This is a genomic window from Neopoerus faecalis, from assembly GCF_029218125.1.
Taxonomy (GTDB): Bacteria; Bacillota; Clostridia; order Oscillospirales; family Oscillospiraceae; genus Oscillibacter; species Oscillibacter faecalis_A.
In genome coordinates, this window is the sequence record NZ_JARFXX010000003.1 from 30202 (window position 1) to 47718 (window position 17517).

Genomic DNA, 17517 nt, shown 5'->3' on the forward strand with positions numbered 1-17517 from the left:
CCATGTCGAAAGAGATACCGTTTTTTGAATTATTTTCGCAGCTGAAGCTGTCCTCAGAGCTGCGGCTCAAGCTGCTGGGCGCAGCAATCACCACAGCCTGCATCCAAAGAGAAACACGGGCCATTGATTTGGCGGTGACAGTAAAGACCGCTTTGGAGGCTTCGGATATTGATGAGCTGATTTCCGCGATTCGCAATGACTATAGCTTCAACGCAGTCGATATTCATGCAACACTGAAAGAAGCAGCTCCCGCAGACCGGCAGAAAGCGGCACCGGCGTCCGGGAGTCACGGCGGGGGAGCCGCGGTGGGGGCGGTTTTAATGGGGAATACCATTAAAACGCGGCCTGTAGAGATGAAAACACTGGACCTGAAAATGGGCAACGCCACGGTGGCAGGGAAGGTGTTCTCTGCCGAATGTACGGAGACCCGCCGGCCGGGAATGTGGCGTCTTCATGTGGAAATGACAGACTACACCAGTTCAGTTGCGATTCATAAAAATTTGACAGATAAGGACGCAAAGGCGCTGGACGGGAAAATCAATCCGGGAATGTGGCTGTGCGTTCAGGGGAAGATGGAGCCAACATGGGACGGTAAGGACATTCAGCTCAATCCTTATCATATCAATATCATCCAGCATGAGGAGCGTCAGGACACGGCGCCGGTCAAGCGTGTGGAGCTGCACCTGCACACCAAAATGAGTAATATGGACGCGCTGACGGATACAAAGGAGGTCATCAAGGAGGCGATTCGCTGGGGACATCCCGCCATTGCCATTACGGATCACGGCGTGGCCCAATCCTTCCCGGATGCGTGGCACGCAGCAGGGGATAAAATAAAAATACTTTACGGCGTAGAAGGCTATTTTATCAATAATGTGGATGACCGAATCGCTGTGCACGGGCATCAGGACTGCAAATTGGAGGACGAGTTCGTCTGCTTCGATATTGAAACAACAGGTCTCAAGGTAGACCGGGAGGCTATCACGGAGATCGGTGCGGTGGTGCTGAAAAACGGTGAGATCGCCGAACGCTTCCAGACCTTTGTAAATCCCAACCGCCGCTTAACGCCGGAAATCATCGGCCTGACCGGCATCACAGACGAAATGCTGAAGGACGCGCCGCAGCTGAAGGAGGCATTGACGGATTTCCTGAAATTTGTCAACGGGCGGCCGCTGGCGGCGCATAACGCGGAATTTGATATCGGCTTTATCCGTGCGGGGTGTAAAAAGGTTGGTCTGGACTTTGAGCCGACCTATGTGGACTCCTTGATTTTAGCGCAAAATCTGCTGCCGGAGCTCTCTAAATATAAGCTGGATATTGTGGCGGAGCACCTTGACTTGCCCGCTTTTAACCACCACCGTGCCAGCGACGATGCCGCAACAGTGGGGTATATGTTGATTCCGTTCTGGAAAATGCTCCATGAGCGGGGAATCCATAGTTTGCAGGCCATCAATCAGGAAATGGAGAAGCTGCGGCCCCTTGGCAGTAAGTCAAACCGGTTCCCGAAGCATATCATCATTTTGGCGCGGAACAAGGTGGGATTGAAAAATCTTTACCAGTTAATTTCAGCGTCCAACCTGAAGTATTTTAAACGGGTACCCACTATTCCCAAGAGCGAACTGATAGCGCACCGGGAAGGCTTAATCATCGGCTCTGCCTGTGAGGCCGGGGAGCTGTTCCGGGCGGTGACGGACCATAAGGATTGGGATGAGCTGAAACGCATCGCCTCGTTTTATGATTATTTGGAAATTCAGCCTCTTTGCAATAATGCATTCATGCTTCGCAATGGCGATGCCAGAAGCGAGGAGGACCTGCGGGAGTTTAACCGCACCATTGTCCGGCTGGGTGAGGAGCTTGGAAAGCCGGTCTGTGCTACGGGCGACGTTCATTTCCGGGAGCCGGAGGACGAGGTGTACCGGCATATCCTGCTGGCCTCTAAAAAATTCCCGGACGCCAATGAGCCGCTGCCAATCTATTTCAAAACCACACAGGAGATGCTGGAGGAGTTCAGCTATCTGGGTGAGGAAAAGGCGTATGAGGTGGTGATCACCAATACCCGTCTGGTTGCGGATCAGATCGAGACCTTTGAGCTGCTGCCGGCGGAGCTGTTCCCGCCGCGCCTTGAAAATTCAGAGGAGGATTTGAACCGTCTGGTATGGGAGAAGGTCCATCGGCTTTACGGCGAGAATCCGCCGCAGTTGATTGTGGACCGCTTGAACGTGGAGCTGGGCGGCATTCTTGGAAAATACGATGTGGTGTATATGTCTGCGCAAAAGCTGGTGCAGCGCAGCAATGAGTGCGGCTATCTGGTGGGCTCCCGTGGCTCCGTCGGTTCCTCGTTGGTGGCTTATATGTCCGGCATTACTGAGGTCAATTCGCTGCCGCCCCATTACCGCTGCCCTAACTGCAAAAACAGTGAGTTTATTTTGGATGGCAGCTACGGCTGCGGAGCAGATATGCCGGATAAGGAGTGCCCGGTGTGCGGCACAAAGTACGTAAAGGACGGCTTTGATATCCCGTTTGAAACTTTCTTGGGCTTCGGCGGCGGCAAGGTGCCGGATATCGATCTGAACTTCTCCGGCGAATATCAGGCGCGGGCGCACCGACATGCCATTGAAATGTTTGGTGAGACACAGGTGTTCCGGGCAGGAACCATCGGTACGTTGGCGGAAAAAACGGCGTATGGCTTTGTCAAGAAGTATCTGGAGGAAAACGGCATTGTGGCAAGCCGGGCAGAGGAAAACCGCCTGACCCTTGGCTGTGTAGGTGTGCGCCGGACGACCGGCCAGCACCCCGGCGGTCTGGTGGTTGTCCCGGATGACAAGGATATGGAGGATTTCTGCCCGGTTCAGCACCCGGCGGATGCGGATGATTCCGATACCATTACAACGCACTTTGAATATCACTCCATGGAGGCAAATATCCTGAAGCTGGATATGCTGGGACACGATGACCCGACCATGGTGCGTATGATGCAGGACCTTACCGGCGTGGACCCACACGAGATTCCGCTGGATGACCCGGATACCATGTCAATTTTCACCTCCAGTAAGGTGCTGGGATATGAAAATGATGAAATTCTCGGGCCTACTGGCGCTGTGGCAATTCCGGAGTTCAACACGCGCTTCACCCGGCAGATGCTGATGGACACGCAGCCGAAGGACTTCAATACGCTGGTGCGGCTGTCCGGCTTCTCTCACGGCACCGATGTGTGGATGGGAAATGCACGGGAACTGATTTTGAGCGGCACCGCCAGCGTTCTGGAAACGGTGGGCTGCCGTGACGATATCATGCTTTACCTTATATCCAAGGGACTGGACCCCAAAATGAGCTTTAAGATCATGGAAAAGGTCCGAAAGGGAAAGGTAAAGAAGGGCGGCTTTGACGAGGGCTGGGAGGACGCCATGCGAGAACATGAGGTGCCGGAGTGGTACATCGAATCCCTTGCCAAAATCGGCTATCTGTTCCCCAAGGCTCACGCAGTCGCCTATGTAATGATGGCGTTCCGCATTGCGTGGTACAAGGTCCATGAGCCGCTGGCGTTTTATGCGACGTTCTTTTCCGTGCGAGCCAAGGCCTTTGACGCGGAATACTGCTGCGCCGGTATGGCGGCGGTTAAAAAGAAGATTCGGGAAATTGAAAACAATAAGGATGCCACGGCTGTTGAGCAGAATCTGCTGACCACGCTGGAGGTGTGCTATGAGTTTTATCTCCGGGGCTTCCACTTTGACACCATCAATATCTACAAGTCCGATGCAACAAAGTTTATCGTAACGGAAAACGGACTGCTGCCGCCCTTTGTCACCGTACATGGTTTAGGTGAAGCGGCGGCCATTGACACAGTGGAGAAGCGGAAAGGGAAGGAGTTCATCTCCATCGAAGAATTTTCCATGTGCTGCAATAAGCTCTCCAAAACGCATATTGAGCAGCTAAAGGCGCTTGGCGCCTTTGCCGGTATGGCAGATACCAGTCAGATCACACTGTTCTGATACAATTTTTTTTCGTTGAATCAATAAAAAATCAGCCCCGTATCCTTAGTGGATTACGGGGCTGATTTTTTTAATTTGTTTATTTATCCAGCTTGCTGTTGCACTTGCTGAGGAAGCGGTCATTGGTGATGATCGCCCGGGTGTGGGTGCCTGCGCCGATGGGACCCTTCTCGTCCCACGCCTTTACGGCGAAGTCGATCATCTTGCCGTTTTCGGAAACGGCGGTGATCTCAGCCTCCGCCCAGACCTTCATACCCACGGGGGTGGGGGCGTCATGGGAGACATTCAGATGGGTGCCCACGCTGCCCTTGCCCTCCTCCAGATACTGCTGGAGGACGCCGGCTGCGGCATTTTCCATCATAGCCGTCATAAAGGGGGTGCCGAACACCGGCAGCAAGCCGGAACCGGCCACCTGTGCGGTGAGCTCCGGGGTGACCGTCTTTTCAACGGTCAGCTTCGCGCCAATTTCAATCATACTTAGTTCCTTTCCGTCCCGCGTCGGCGGGACTGCGGTTTCTGTTAAATACCCAGCTCCGTCCAGAGATCGTTGTACAGCGTCAGCGTGTCGGCGGGGAGGTTGGTATACAGCTCGCAGCGGGCCAGCACGTCATCGGGAGCGGCCATGATCTCATAGCGCTCCTCGTCCAGAGGCTCGCCGTAGGTCTCCTCGTAGTAAGCGGGATAACCCTCCAGAGCCTCCAGATTGGGGGAAGCATAGCCAATGTAGTCCATGTTGGCCAGATTGGATTCCGTAGAGGCGATGAAGTTGATCCACGCCTCGGCCTCCTCCTTGTGCTGAGCGGTTTTCAGAACGCACATAGCGTCCACAAACCAGTTGCTGCCCTCCTTGGGAACCACGAACTTTAGATCGGGGTTGTTGTCCAGCATGGTCAGGTAGTCACCGGCATAGTACATGGCGATAGCGGCGTTGCCGCCCTCCATTTTGCCGAACACCTCATCCATGACAAAGGACTGGTATACGCCCTTGCTCTTGGCGTCTGCCAACAGCTCATAGGCTTCTCGAATCTGAGCTTCATCGGTGGTGTTGATATCATAGCCGAGGTCCAGCAGTGCCGCAGCCAAAGCGTCCCGGGAGTTGCGGATCATCAGGACGTTGTCGGCGTACTTCTCGTCGAACATGGCGTCCCAGCTGTCGATGTCGCCGTCCACCATGGTGGAATTGTAGATGATGCCCAGGGTGCCCCAGGTGTAGGGAACGGTGTACTTGTTCTCGGGATCGAAGCTCAGGCTCTTGTACTGCTCGCCGATCTTTTCATAGTTGGGGATGTTGTCGTAGTTCAGCTCTGCCAGCATACCTTCGTCAATGAGACGGGCGATCATATAGTCAGAAGGGACGATGACATCGTAATCCGCGCCGCCGATGCTGAGCAGGGAGTACAGGGCTTCATTGCTCTCGGCGGTCTGGTAGTTGACCTTGATGCCGGTCTCGTCCTCGAATTTGTAGATCAAGTCCTCGTCAATGTATTCACCCCAGCTACAAACATTCACAACACGCTTGCCGCTGCCGTTACTGCCGCCGGAATTGGAATCCGAATTGGAATCTGTGCTGCTGGTAAAGCTGTTGCTATTACCGCCGCATCCGGTCAGGAACAGGCTTGCCGCCATGGTCATGGCACAAGTCAAGGCTAATGCTTTTTTCAATTGATCATTCCTCCAGTAAATTATTTATATTTCAAGGCGTCTGCCATGAAATTTTATTTGTGGGCCGCTTCGGCTATGCGTTTGCGCTCCTGCCGGGCCTCTCGCAGATTGATGACCGCCAGTAGGATCAGCACCGTGACAAATAAGAGTGTCGAAATAGCGTTGATCTCAGGCGTTACCTTCTTTTTGGTCATACCATAAATGGTCATAGCCAGTGTAGAGGCAGAGGAACCGGCAGTAAAATAGCTGATGACGAAATCATCAATGCTCATGGTAAAGGCAGTCAGCGCGCCGGAGACGATGCCGGGCTTGATCTCCGGGATGATGACCTTTTGGAAAGCCTGCATCCATGTGCAGCCGAGGTCCATAGCCGCGTCCACCAGATTGCGGTCCATCTGCCGCAGCTTGGGACCGACAGAGAGAATCACATAGGGAATGTTGAACGTGATATGGGCGATGAGCAGCGTCCCGAAGCCCATGGTCAGGTGGGTGGGGAGCCGGAACAGCCCCAACGTGTTGAACCAGGAGGCAAAGCTGCCCCAACCGCTGAAAAACGCCACGAACAGCAGGCACATGGAAACACCGGTGACGATATCCGCGTTCATCATGGGGATGTTGTTGACGGTCATCAGCGGATTCCGGACCCGGCGGCGCATGGCGTAGAAGCCGATGGCGGCGAAGGTCCCGGCCACAGTGGCGATGATGGTGGCCAGCAGGGACACCAGCAGGGTGGTGTACACGCTCTGCATGATGATCCGGTTGCGGAAGAGCTTCGTGTACCAATGGAGGGAGAAGCCCTTCCAGACCATGTTGCTGTTGCCGGAGTTAAAGGAAAAGACGATCAGCAGCACGATGGGCGCGTAGAGGAACACGAACACCAGCGCCATAAACAGGCGGTCCAGAAACGAATTATTATTCTTCTTCACATCATCACCGCCTGTTCTTCGCCCTCGCCGAAGCGGTTCATGACCACCATGCAGATGACCACGATCACCATCATCACAAGGGAGATGGCCGCGCCCAGATAGGGATTGTACGCGCCGCCCATATACTGCTGTTCGATGAGGTCACCCAGCAGCATTTCCGTGCCGCCGCCCAGCATTTTGCTGATGGCAAAGGTGGACACGGAGGGGACGAATACCATGGTGATGCCGGAGAGCACACCGGGGAGGGACAGGGGCAGGATCACCCGTCGGAACACCTGAACGGAGTTGGCGCCCAAATCCCGGGCTGCCTCAATGAGATTGCGGTCCAGCTTTACGATTACGGAATAAATGGGCAAAATCATGAAAGGGAGGTAGTTATATACCATGCCCAGCACAACAGCCCCCTGTGTATTGATCATGCGAAAGAAGCTGATGTCCGTACCGAAGATGCTGTTATAAAGTGCAATAACGCCGATTTTGCGGAATAACTGATTTAAAAGGCCGTTGTTTTCGAGAATAGCCATCCATGAATAGGTCCGCAGCAGAAAATTCATCCACATCGGCAGCATAATCAGCACCATGGCCAACCGCTGAAAGCGGGGGCCTTCCTTGCTCATCATGTAGGAGACCGGGTAGCCGATGAGCACGCAGATGGCGGTGGCGATGAGGGCCAGCTTGAAGGAGCGGGTGAACACCACGGTGTAGGTGCCCATTTTGGCGAAGTTATCCAGCGTAAAACCGCCGACAGAGGCGGAAAACGCGTAAATGACCACCATGATGATGGGGGCCACCACGAACAGCGCCATCCAGATCACATAGGGGATGGCGAAGCGGGAAAGACGGTTATTCTTCATCCCCGCTCTCCTCTTCATCCGACGCAAGACTTGCGTCGTCCAACTCATCATATTCCTCGGAGAAGGAGGAGTAATCGCCAAACATACCGGAATAGGCGCTTTTCTTCATAACATGGATACCGTCAGGGTCGATTTTGATGCCGATGCGGGAGCCGACAGGGGAGTGGTCCGTTGTTTGAATCAGCCATTTGAAGCCCTTGAAGTCAACGATGATGTCATACTGCATCCCCTTGAAGGTCACGCTGGTAACCGTGCCAGTGAGCTGCCCCTGCTCCACAGGGACAATATCAATATCCTCTGGACGGATAACTACATCCACCGGTTCGTTGGGAGCAAAGCCGCCATCGAGACAGGGGAAAGTCTTGCTGTACATTTGCACCAGATCATCCTGAAGCATGATACCGTCAATAATATTGGATTCGCCGATAAAGTCCGCCACAAAAGCGTTTTTCGGCTCGTTATAAATATCTTCGGGCGTTCCGATCTGCTGAATGGAGCCCTTGTCCATGACCACAATGGTATCGGACATAGTGAGGGCCTCCTCCTGATCGTGGGTCACATAAATAAACGTGATTCCCACCTGTTGCTGAATCCGCTTCAGCTCGATCTGCATATCCTTGCGGAGCTTCAGATCCAGAGCGGCCAGCGGCTCGTCCAGCAGCAGTACCTTCGGACGGTTCACCAGTGCCCGGGCGATGGCCACCCGCTGCTGCTGGCCGCCGGAGAGGGCATCGGGGCGGCGGTGCTCAAAGCCCTTCAGGCTCACGGTTTCCAGCATTTCCATGACCCGCTGCTTGATTTCAGCCTCCGGCAGCTTTTGCATCCGCAGGCCGAAAGCAATATTTTCAAATACATTCAGGTGCGGGAACAGGGCGTATTTCTGGAAAACCGTATTGATCTGCCGCTTATAGGGCGGAACGTCATTAATCCTCACGCCATCGAACAGGACGTCTCCCGATGTAGGCATCGCGAAACCTCCGATAATACGCAGCGTGGTGGTTTTTCCGCACCCGCTGGGTCCGAGAAGCGTGAGGAACTCCTTATCATTGATGTACAGATTGATGTGATCGAGAACCTGCTCGTTGTCGAAAGCCATGCAGAGATCCCGCAGGCGAATCAACTCTTTGGACATGTATCCTCCCCCATTTCTATCGACCGCTTCCGCTTTATTTTCAGCATTGCGGCCAGAAAAATTCCGCCTCTTCTCTCTGTTAAGGGGGGACCCTGTTTCTTTGAAATTCGGCACTTCAGAATGATATAAGAAAAACCTTGAAATGTCAAGGAAAACGCCTGATTTTGTCAGGCGTTTTCACAAAAAAGTTTTTCAGGTGCTTTGCGGAAAATATTTTTCGACGAAGGGAACGTTCTCTACGGTAAATTCCTTTCCCTGCAAATAGTTCAAAATACCGGCGTCTGTCTGGAACGCAAAGCGGAGCTTATAGGAGTAAAGCGCCTGCCGGGTCTCGTGATACCGCTTATTTACATCGCCGCGGCCATATTTCCCGTCACCCAGCAGCGGACAGCCGATTTCCGCCATGGAAACGCGAATCTGATGCGTTCTCCCCGTTAAGAGACGGCACTCCACCAAGGATAGCTCACCGTAGCTTGCAAGGGTCCGATACAGCGTCACGGCGGTTTTTCCGCCGGGGACCGGCTTATGGAAAAAGCGGACCTCTTTTTTTTCTTCGTCCTTCAAAAGAAAGCCTTCGATTTTTCCTTCTGCGCGTTTGGGGCGTCCCACTGTGATACAGAGGTAGGTTTTTTCAAGCTCATGGTTTCTGATTTTTTCGTTGATAATGCGAAGTGTTTCCGCATTTTTTGCGGCGATGACGATTCCGCCGGTATTGCGGTCAATGCGGTTGCACAGGGCCGGGGCAAAAGCGTTCTCCCGCTTGGGATTCCATTCTTTCTTTTGGTATAGATAAGCCTGAATGTGGTTAATGAGGGTGTTGACCTTCTCCGTTTCATCCGCGTGGACGGACATACCGGGCCGCTTATCCGCCAGCAGCAGATTTTCGTCCTCGTAGACAATATTCAACTGCGGCTTGAATACGGTGAGAAACAAATTTTCCTCATTGGGCTTGTCAAAAAACTCGTCATTAATGTATAATTGCAGGGTATCCCCGGTCTCCAGACGGACGTCCCGCTTGGAGCCCTTACCGTTGACCTTGATGCGCTTTAAGCGAATGTACTTTTGCAGCAGGGCGGGGGGGAGCAGCGGCAGGTTTTTTGCGACAAAGCGATCCAACCGCTGTCCGGCGTCATTTTTTCCGATTACAAATTCCTGCATACAGGGCCTCCGTGTTCTGAACGATTTTTCTTCTATTTTACTCAAATCGGATATGGTTGTAAAGCATTCGAGCCGAGAATGTGAAGCGGGGAAAAGCGGCTCTTTGCATCAGGGTAAAAAAATGAAGAAAAAAGAAAAAAATGTTTGACATTGCTCAGACAATCCATTATAATACTAAACGTGTCATTACGAGGTGACTTATGCTCATTGACGTTAAATCCATTCTGCATACGCCCGGAGGGGAACTGAATTTCCGATTTGAATTGGATTTGTCCGATTTGAATTTCGGAGGCAGATATCCGATCAGTCGGCCCGTCATTGTGGAAGGCGCGGTACGAAACCGAGCGGAGGTTCTTTATCTGGAGCTTGCGGCGCATACAACACTGGATGCTGTCTGCGACCGCTGCGGCAAGTCCTTTCTTCAGGAGAAAACAGTTCCTTATACGTGCATTTTAGCAGAGGAACTTCAGAATGAGGAAAATGACGAGATTGTTCTATTAGAGAATGGTCAGGTGGATGCCGGTGAGCTGGCCCGCGAGGCGTTTATCCTTGGAATGGACACGAAGACTCTGTGTTCTGAAGATTGTAAGGGACTCTGTCCTCGCTGTGGCGCCGACCTGAATGTCGGGCCGTGTTCCTGCAAAAAGGAAGTAGACCCGCGTTTAGCGGTCCTTGCAAAGCTTTTAGAGAACAAATAAAGTATAAATAAGGCCGCGGCCTTTGTAGATCAAGGAGGTGTCACAATGGCAGTACCTAAGGGAAAAGTATCCAAAGCAAGACGCGATAAGAGACGTAGCTCCGTGTGGAAGCTGGCAGTCCCCGGCCTCGTTGCCTGCCCCAAGTGCGGTGCTCTGCATCTGCCTCACAGAATGTGCCAGGAGTGCGGCAGCTACAACGGCCGTGAGGTCAAGGTTGTCAAGTCTGTAGCGGCGAAGTAAAAGCCAAAATGCTTGCTTTAGGAGGGAAGAGGTTTCTTCCCTCCTTTACTTTTGCGTTTGGAATTTTTGAAGACCTTGATCGGATAAATCCTGCTGCACAAGAGCGCTTGTTTTGCTTGCTATCTTTGTGCGGCGCGGATATAATATATCATATAACAGTAGTTAAAAGCACGGACTTTCATTAGCGGTGCGGCGCATTGTATGCGCTGGCACCATTTTGAGGGACCGAAGAAGGAGTAGCTTATGTCAAAGCCTATTATTGCCATTGTGGGGCGTCCCAATGTGGGAAAATCCATGCTGTTCAATAAAATCATTGGGCGCCGTTTATCTATCGTGGAGGATACTCCGGGCGTTACACGAGACCGAATCTACGGTGAGAGCGATTGGCGCGGACGGAAATTCACGCTGATCGATACCGGCGGTATTGAACCCCGGACGGACAATCAGATTTTGGCGTTCATGCGGGAGCAGGCTCAGATTGCCATTGACAACGCAACGGTCATTGTGTTCCTCTGTGATGTTAAGACGGGCATGACCGCTTCGGATCAGGAGGTTGCCTCCATGCTCCGCCGCTGCGGAAAGCCTGTGGTGCTGGCGGTCAATAAGGTGGATCAGGGCCAGAGCCCGGATATTTATGAATTTTACAATCTGGGACTGGGCGACCCCATTGCGGTCTCGGCGGTCCACGGACATGGCACCGGCGATTTGCTGGATGCCTGTGTGGAATATTTCCCTCCGGAGGAGGAAGTGGAGGAAGATGATGACGCCATCAAGGTGGCTGTCATCGGCAAGCCTAACGCGGGAAAATCCTCTCTGGTGAATAAGATTTTGGGCGAGGAACGGGTCATTGTTTCCAATGTGGCCGGAACAACCCGGGATGCCATTGACTCCCGCTTTACCAACGAAAAAGGGAGCTTTGTATTTATTGATACCGCCGGCATGAGAAAGCGCTCCAAGGTGGATGAGGACATTGAAAAATACAGCATTCTGCGGGCCACAATGGCCATTGACCGTGCGGATGTATGTCTCATCCTGATCGACGCCACCGAGGGCGTCACGGAGCAGGATACAAAGGTAGCCGGTATGGCCCACGAGGCGGGCAAGGCCAGCATCATCGTTGTGAATAAGTGGGACCTTGTGGAAAAGGATGACAAGACCATGGCCCGGATGACAGAGGACATCCGTCGGGATTTGGCCTACATGACCTATGCGCCGATTTTGTTCATCTCTGCCAAGACCGGGCAGCGGGTGGAAAAGCTGTTTGATTTGATTGATTACGTGGCAAATCAGTCGGCCTTCCGCGTGACCACGGGTATGCTGAATACGGTTCTGGCAGACGCACAGACCCGGGTGCAGCCCCCCACGGATAAGGGCCGCCGCCTGAAAATCTATTACATGACGCAGGTCGGCGTAAAGCCGCCGCATTTTGTGGTGTTCTGCAATGACCGGCGGCTGTTCCATTTCTCCTATCAGCGGTATCTTGAAAACTGCATTCGAAGTACCTTCAGCCTTGAGGGAACGCCGATTATTCTGTCCATCCGGGAAAAGGGCGACAAGGAGGAGTAACGATGCCGGGATTGTTTCAAAATGGAATAATGCCCTTTCCGCTTTTACTGCTCCTGACCGCAGTATTCGCATACTTCTGCGGCTGCTTCAATGGAGCGGTGATCGTTTCCAAATACATTTTGCGGGATGATGTGCGGAACCACGGCAGCGGCAATGCGGGACTGACGAACTTTTTCCGTACCTTCGGCGGGCCGCTGACTCTTGTGGTGATTTTGTGTGATGTCCTGAAGGCGGTCATTGCACTACTGGTGGGGCAATGGCTGTTTCGCCATGGCTATACAGATTTCATTTCGGCCGAGGATACAACGATACTCTGGCTGACCTTTGCGAAGTATTGGAGCGGACTTTTCTGCCTGCTGGGTCATGTGTTCCCATGTATGTTTCATTTCAAGGGCGGTAAGGGCATTCTTTCCGGCGGTACTATCGCTATTATGATCGACTGGCGGGTAGCGATTGTGGTCTGGGGCGGCTTTTTGCTGCTGACGCTGCTGACACGCTATGTTTCCCTCGGCTCTCTTTGGGCCGGGGCGAGCTTTCCGTTTATTAGCTGGTATTGTTATCCGGTCCCCATGATCGTGGTGCTTGGGTTTATTCTTGGCGGCCTGATTATCTGGATGCACCGGGCCAATATCCGGCGTCTGTTGGCAGGAAATGAGAATAAGCTCAGTTTTCATCGGAAGAAGACGTAGGAGGGCGAATATGAAAGCGGTTGTAGTTGGCAGCGGCGGATGGGGTACGGCTCTGAGCATGGTGCTTTGCGACAACGGACATGACGTGACCCTGTGGTCCCATGATCCGGCAAAGGCTGCGCAAATGGCGGAGAGCCGGGAAAATTCCAAGCTGAAGGGCGTTCGGCTTCCGGACGCGCTGCACATCGGCGGAGACCTTGATTGCCTGATTGGAGCGGAGCTGGTTGTATGTGCGGCACCATCCTTCGCGGTACGGGAGACCGGAAAAAAAATCGCGCCCTATTTGACGGAGAAAACGGTTCTGGTCAGCGTTTCCAAGGGCATTGAGCGGGACACCAATCTGCGGATGAGTCAGATATTGGAGGATGTCACGCAAAATATCTGTAAAGTAGCTGCGCTTTCCGGCCCTTCTCACGCAGAGGAGGTAAGTATTCGGCAGCCTACTGGCTGCGTGTCCGCTTGTAGGGATATGCCCACTGCCAGAATGGTACAAGACGCCTTTATGAATCCATATTTCCGAGTCTATACCAGTGAGGATATCGTGGGTGTAGAGCTGTCCGGCGCTATGAAAAATGTGGTCGCTCTCGCCTGCGGCGTTTGCGATGGCATGGGCTATCAGGACAACACTAAAGCGCTGCTGATGACGCGGGCTATGGCAGAGCTGACCCGGCTGGGAGAAAAACTGGGCGGCACCCGCCAGACCTTCGGCGGTCTTGCCGGTATGGGTGATCTGATCGTTACTTGTACGTCCATGCATTCCCGGAATCGAAGGGCGGGTATTCTGATTGGCGAAGGTAAATCCGCGCAGGAGGCCATGACGGAGATCGGCGCAGTGGTAGAAGGCTACTATGCGGCTGAAAGCATTCACCAGTTGGCAGAGCGCGAGGGCGTGGAGATGCCGATTTGCCGCAGTATTTATGAGGTTCTATACCACGGCAGAGTGGTTCAGGATGTGGTGAGCAGCCTGATGTGCCGGGCAAAGAAGGATGAGCTGACAGAAACAACTTGGCTGTAATAAAAGGACCACCGAAGCGATTTATTCGCTTTCGGTGGTCTTATTTTTATTGAATGTCAGCACGCGCTCGGCAAAAGCCTCCATGGAGCAATCACTGACCTGTTCGCCGGGGGAAATGACGAGGTCGAAAAAGCAGCTTGGAATTTCGTGCTTTCGCAGTTCCTTTTCGATACATGGGGAGCAACCATATATATGATTGGAGGGGTGACAGCGGCAGCTTGTATTTTTGCAGGGGCAAAAATGATTCATGATAATACCTTAAAATAGAAAAACACCCGGACAAAAGTCCGGGCGCTTTATCCGTACATTAGATCGCTCTGGTGACCTTACCGGAACGCATACACCGGGTACAAACATAAACATGGCGGGGGGAACCGTTTACGATTGCCTTCACACGCTTCACATTGGGCTTCCATGTACGATTGGAACGCCGATGAGAGTGGGAGACCTGAATACCGAACGTTACACCCTTATCGCAGAACTCACACTTTGCCATCCGTTGCACCTCCTTGCTGTTGCGTATTGAATGCTTCACATACAAGCACAAGTAGTATCATAGCAGATATGAAATGAAAATGCAAGGAAAATTTTCAAAAAAATCGATTTTTTTGAAAGGGAATGAACCATGTACAGGTGTTGCACAGTAAAGAGAAATCGTTTATAATATAAGCAGTTAATTCATACTGCCGTGCAGGGGCATATTTTATTATCTGAGCATAGAGAAGAAAGGAATTAAGCGCTATGAGTGAGAAGGGCACCAGCCTTGCAAGATTTGTGGAGCATTTCGGTCTGGAGATTTTAAATAAGGGTGATACCTATGACACGGACCGGATAGAGTCTACCAATATCAACCGGCCGGATCTGCAGATTCTCGGGCTGTTTGATTATTTTGATGCCCGCCGCATTCAGGTCATGGGCAAGGCAGAGCTGACGTACATCATGAAAATGAGTGAAACGCGCAGAGCCAAGGTGTTTGACGATTTGTTCTCCTATACGATTCCGGCCTTCGTTTTGGCGCGCAACCTTGAATGCCCACAGGAGTGTCTGGAATATGCTCAAAATCACGGCAGGACGCTTCTTCGGACAAAGGAGCGGACTGCGGATTTCACCAGTCATGCTATGGAATATCTCAGCAAAGAGCTGGCCCCCTGCATTACGCGGCACGGTGTTCTGCTGGACATTTACGGCGAGGGTGTTATGATTACCGGCGATTCCGGCGTTGGCAAAAGCGAGGCGGCCATTGAGCTTATCATGCGCGGACACCGCTTGGTGGCGGATGACGCAGTGGAGATTCGCAGAATTTCCGACCAACTGATTGGAACGGCGCCGGAGGTAATTCGTAACTACATTGAGCTTCGCGGTATCGGCGTAATTGACGTCCGGCAGCTATTTGGTATGCGGGCTGTTATGCCAGAGTCCCAGATCGATCTTGTGGTGGAATTCGAGCAATGGGACAGCACAAAGTTCTATGACCGCCTTGGAATTGAGGATCGGTTCATTGATATTCTGGAACAGCAGGTGGCCTGCGTGACGGTGCCGATCCGTCCCGGACGGAACCTGGCCAGTATTGTTGAGGTGGCGGCCATGAATAACCGCCACCGCCGTTACGGTTATAATGCTGCGGAGGAATTGGCCCGCCGGGTCGATCTGCGGGCGGATATGGGAAGTCAGGCAACACAGGAAAAGCAGTGATGTGAGGTGTTCCTCGTTGAATATCGGAATTGATGTCGGAGGGACCAATCTCCGCGCCGGAATCGTAGACGAGAGCGCCCGATTGCTGTCACAGGAGCAGATACCCGTGGGGAATTTTGAAAGCCCGGAGGCATTTGTCCGCAAGCTGGCAGCTTTGATTGAAAGGGCGTTGGATGCCGCCCATGCTGCGGTATCGGACATCGGTTCCATTGGTATCGGTATTCCCGGAGCCGTAAAAAACGGAGAAATTCTTTATACCTGCAATCTGCCTTTGACGGGTGTTCCGCTGGCGGCGATGCTTCGCCTGTATTTTGATTTGCCTATCTATCTTGAAAATGACGCCAACTGCGCCGCGGTAGGGGAATGGCTCTACGGCAGCGGCCGCGAAACGCAGAACTTTATCATGGTGACACTGGGAACGGGCATTGGCGGCGGCTTTATCCTGAATGGAAGACTCTATTCTGGCAGCGGCATGGCCGGGGAAATCGGACACATGGTAATTGAGGCAGGCGGTTTTCCCTGTAGCTGTGGCCGCTGTGGGTGCTGGGAGGCGTACAGCTCGGCTCCGGCACTAATTCGGATGGCATACGCCGCTATGGAGAAACATCCGGACAGCATCCTGCATGAGCTGTCCGGAAAAAGTGGCGGCATGGATGGCCGTGCAGTATTTCAGGCGGCAGAGATGGGGGATTCGACAGCATTGGAGCTGTGCAGAACCTATGGAAATTATCTTGCCGAGGGGCTGACCAATCTGGCAAATTTATTTGACCCGGAGGTTATCGCCATTGGCGGCGGAATTTCCGGCGCACCTGAGCATTTACTGCTGATGCCTGTCCGCGAAGCGGTAAGGCAAAAATGCTATACAGGCCATGCAGGGCGCTATCCGCAGATTGTAACAGCGGCGCTTGGCGGGCAGGCCGGGATGATCGGAGCGGCTTCATTGGGAAATGCGATTTAAGGAGGCAATTTTATGGACTGGGCAGAAAAGCTGGATGATCTGCTTCAAAAATATATACCGCAGATGAAGGTCATTGCTGAGGAGCCGATGAGCCGGCATACAACGTTTCGCATCGGCGGGCCGGCAAAGCGAATGGCGTTTCCCAGCGATGGCGCGCAAATGGTGCTGCTGGTGAATTTTGCGATGGAGTGCGGTACAAAGCCTTTGATTATCGGTAATGGCTCTAATCTGCTTGTCCCAGACGAAGGGCTGGACAGGCTGGTGATTGACACCTCCGCGTATATGAACAAGGCTCAGTTGGGAAACGAACCAAACACCATTACGGCGGAGGCAGGCGCAACATTGGCAAAAACCGCAGATTTTGCCTGCAAGGCAGGGCTGTCAGGCTTGGAATTCGCGCATGGCATTCCGGGAACTGTCGGCGGCGGCGTATGCATGAACGCCGGCGCCTATGGTGGAGAAATGAAGCAGGTGTTGACCTGTGTGCGGATTTTGTTCCCGGAGGAAGGCGTCAAGACGCTGACGAACGAGGAACTGAAGCTCGGCTATCGGCACAGCATTCTGTCAGAATGCCCGGAGGCCGTTGTGCTGTCCGCGACCATGCGGCTGCGTCCGGACAAGGAAAAAACGATTCGGGATACCATGCGGGAACTGATGCGTAAGCGGAAAGGCAGTCAGCCGTTGGAGTGGCCCAGCGCCGGAAGCACGTTTAAGCGGCCGGAGGGGTACTTTGCCGGGACGCTGATCGACCAATGCGGGCTGAAGGGCCTGACGGTCGGCGGCGCGCAGGTGTCCGAAAAGCACGCAGGCTTTCTGATAAATCGCGGCGGCGCCAGCTTTGCGGATATGACAGAGTTGATTTCCCAAGTCCAGCAGCGTGTATTCGAGCAGACCGGGGTGCATTTGGAGCCCGAGGTAAAGATCGTAGGATAAGCGGT

The 17517-nt window shown here is 53.1% G+C and carries 17 protein-coding genes; 9 read left to right on the forward strand and 8 right to left on the reverse strand.

The window, feature by feature from the left end:
* Nucleotides 1–2: 2 nt before the first annotated feature.
* On the forward strand, nucleotides 3–3989 hold the full coding sequence (locus PY311_RS04480; RefSeq protein WP_286147461.1) for a PolC-type DNA polymerase III: 3987 nt from the start codon (nucleotides 3–5) through the stop codon (nucleotides 3987–3989).
* A 79-nt stretch (nucleotides 3990–4068) separates the two neighbouring features.
* Here the strand turns inward: PY311_RS04480 and PY311_RS04485 are convergent, their stop codons facing one another.
* The 6 genes from PY311_RS04485 to PY311_RS04510 form a co-directional block, all read right to left on the reverse strand.
* Nucleotides 4069–4464, reverse strand: coding sequence for a thioesterase family protein (locus tag PY311_RS04485; RefSeq protein ID WP_286147462.1), 396 nt, complete (start codon nucleotides 4462–4464; stop codon nucleotides 4069–4071).
* A 44-nt stretch (nucleotides 4465–4508) separates the two neighbouring features.
* On the reverse strand, nucleotides 4509–5651 hold the full coding sequence (locus PY311_RS04490) for an ABC transporter substrate-binding protein (RefSeq protein WP_286147463.1): 1143 nt from the start codon (nucleotides 5649–5651) through the stop codon (nucleotides 4509–4511).
* A 53-nt stretch (nucleotides 5652–5704) separates the two neighbouring features.
* On the reverse strand, nucleotides 5705–6538 hold the full coding sequence (locus PY311_RS04495; RefSeq protein WP_350309700.1) for an ABC transporter permease: 834 nt from the start codon (nucleotides 6536–6538) through the stop codon (nucleotides 5705–5707).
* 35 nt (nucleotides 6539–6573) lie between these two features.
* The gene (locus PY311_RS04500) at nucleotides 6574–7431 is read right to left on the reverse strand and encodes an ABC transporter permease (RefSeq protein WP_286147465.1); all 858 of its coding nucleotides are present in this window, start codon (nucleotides 7429–7431) and stop codon (nucleotides 6574–6576) included.
* Entirely contained in the window at nucleotides 7421–8563 is a 1143-nt protein-coding gene (gene potA, locus PY311_RS04505; protein WP_286147466.1) for a spermidine/putrescine ABC transporter ATP-binding protein, read from the reverse strand. Before potA ends, PY311_RS04500 begins: the two co-directional genes overlap by 11 nt.
* 192 nt (nucleotides 8564–8755) lie before the next feature.
* Nucleotides 8756–9721 carry an RluA family pseudouridine synthase gene (locus PY311_RS04510; protein ID WP_286147467.1) on the reverse strand — a complete coding sequence of 322 codons (966 nt, stop codon included), beginning with the start codon at nucleotides 9719–9721 and terminating at the stop codon, nucleotides 8756–8758.
* A 200-nt stretch (nucleotides 9722–9921) separates the two neighbouring features.
* Here PY311_RS04510 and PY311_RS04515 point away from each other — a divergent pair, with 200 nt between their 5' ends.
* From PY311_RS04515 to PY311_RS04535, 5 genes are all read left to right on the forward strand, one after another.
* Entirely contained in the window at nucleotides 9922–10419 is a 498-nt protein-coding gene (locus PY311_RS04515; protein ID WP_286147468.1) for a YceD family protein, read from the forward strand.
* Between the two features lie 45 nt (nucleotides 10420–10464).
* Entirely contained in the window at nucleotides 10465–10659 is a 195-nt protein-coding gene (gene rpmF, locus PY311_RS04520; RefSeq protein WP_286147469.1) for a 50S ribosomal protein L32, read from the forward strand.
* Nucleotides 10660–10902: 243 nt separating this feature from the next.
* A complete protein-coding gene (der, locus tag PY311_RS04525; RefSeq protein ID WP_286147470.1) occupies nucleotides 10903–12225 on the forward strand; it encodes a ribosome biogenesis GTPase Der in 1323 nt (440 codons plus the stop codon).
* A gap of 2 nt (nucleotides 12226–12227) precedes the next feature.
* Nucleotides 12228–12914: a glycerol-3-phosphate 1-O-acyltransferase PlsY gene (gene plsY / locus PY311_RS04530; RefSeq protein ID WP_286147471.1), complete on the forward strand. Its 687-nt coding sequence runs from the start codon at nucleotides 12228–12230 to the stop codon at nucleotides 12912–12914.
* Between the two features lie 10 nt (nucleotides 12915–12924).
* On the forward strand, nucleotides 12925–13929 hold the full coding sequence (locus PY311_RS04535) for an NAD(P)H-dependent glycerol-3-phosphate dehydrogenase (RefSeq protein WP_286147472.1): 1005 nt from the start codon (nucleotides 12925–12927) through the stop codon (nucleotides 13927–13929).
* Between the two features lie 21 nt (nucleotides 13930–13950).
* Here PY311_RS04535 and PY311_RS12620 read toward each other — a convergent pair whose 3' ends face one another.
* On the reverse strand, nucleotides 13951–14178 hold the full coding sequence (locus PY311_RS12620) for a DUF6485 family protein (protein WP_350309698.1): 228 nt from the start codon (nucleotides 14176–14178) through the stop codon (nucleotides 13951–13953).
* Between the two features lie 58 nt (nucleotides 14179–14236).
* Nucleotides 14237–14425, reverse strand: a complete 189-nt coding sequence (rpmB, locus tag PY311_RS04540) for a 50S ribosomal protein L28 (RefSeq protein WP_286147473.1) — start codon at nucleotides 14423–14425, stop codon at nucleotides 14237–14239.
* Between the two features lie 245 nt (nucleotides 14426–14670).
* Between rpmB and hprK the strand changes: the two genes are divergently transcribed.
* The 3 genes from hprK to murB are packed head-to-tail and all read left to right on the forward strand — an operon-like array spanning nucleotide 14671 to nucleotide 17512.
* Nucleotides 14671–15621: an HPr(Ser) kinase/phosphatase gene (gene hprK, locus PY311_RS04545; protein WP_286147474.1), complete on the forward strand. Its 951-nt coding sequence runs from the start codon at nucleotides 14671–14673 to the stop codon at nucleotides 15619–15621.
* 16 nt (nucleotides 15622–15637) lie between these two features.
* On the forward strand, nucleotides 15638–16579 hold the full coding sequence (locus PY311_RS04550; RefSeq protein WP_286147475.1) for an ROK family protein: 942 nt from the start codon (nucleotides 15638–15640) through the stop codon (nucleotides 16577–16579).
* A gap of 12 nt (nucleotides 16580–16591) precedes the next feature.
* Entirely contained in the window at nucleotides 16592–17512 is a 921-nt protein-coding gene (gene murB / locus PY311_RS04555; protein WP_286147476.1) for a UDP-N-acetylmuramate dehydrogenase, read from the forward strand.
* Nucleotides 17513–17517 lie beyond the last annotated feature (5 nt).

Coding starts and splice junctions, on each gene's coding strand:
- PY311_RS04510 (WP_286147467.1), bottom strand. CDS start 9,721: ATGCAGGAATTTGTAATCGGAAAAAATGACGCCGGACAGCGGTTGGAT.
- murB (WP_286147476.1), top strand. CDS start 16,592: ATGGACTGGGCAGAAAAGCTGGATGATCTGCTTCAAAAATATATACCG.
- der (WP_286147470.1), top strand. CDS start 10,903: ATGTCAAAGCCTATTATTGCCATTGTGGGGCGTCCCAATGTGGGAAAA.
- hprK (WP_286147474.1), top strand. CDS start 14,671: ATGAGTGAGAAGGGCACCAGCCTTGCAAGATTTGTGGAGCATTTCGGT.
- rpmF (WP_286147469.1), top strand. CDS start 10,465: ATGGCAGTACCTAAGGGAAAAGTATCCAAAGCAAGACGCGATAAGAGA.
- PY311_RS04535 (WP_286147472.1), top strand. CDS start 12,925: ATGAAAGCGGTTGTAGTTGGCAGCGGCGGATGGGGTACGGCTCTGAGC.
- rpmB (WP_286147473.1), bottom strand. CDS start 14,425: ATGGCAAAGTGTGAGTTCTGCGATAAGGGTGTAACGTTCGGTATTCAG.
- PY311_RS04500 (WP_286147465.1), bottom strand. CDS start 7,431: ATGAAGAATAACCGTCTTTCCCGCTTCGCCATCCCCTATGTGATCTGG.
- potA (WP_286147466.1), bottom strand. CDS start 8,563: ATGTCCAAAGAGTTGATTCGCCTGCGGGATCTCTGCATGGCTTTCGAC.
- PY311_RS04480 (WP_286147461.1), top strand. CDS start 3: ATGTCGAAAGAGATACCGTTTTTTGAATTATTTTCGCAGCTGAAGCTG.
- PY311_RS04485 (WP_286147462.1), bottom strand. CDS start 4,464: ATGATTGAAATTGGCGCGAAGCTGACCGTTGAAAAGACGGTCACCCCG.
- plsY (WP_286147471.1), top strand. CDS start 12,228: ATGCCGGGATTGTTTCAAAATGGAATAATGCCCTTTCCGCTTTTACTG.
- PY311_RS12620 (WP_350309698.1), bottom strand. CDS start 14,178: ATGAATCATTTTTGCCCCTGCAAAAATACAAGCTGCCGCTGTCACCCC.
- PY311_RS04515 (WP_286147468.1), top strand. CDS start 9,922: ATGCTCATTGACGTTAAATCCATTCTGCATACGCCCGGAGGGGAACTG.
- PY311_RS04495 (WP_350309700.1), bottom strand. CDS start 6,538: ATGGCGCTGGTGTTCGTGTTCCTCTACGCGCCCATCGTGCTGCTGATC.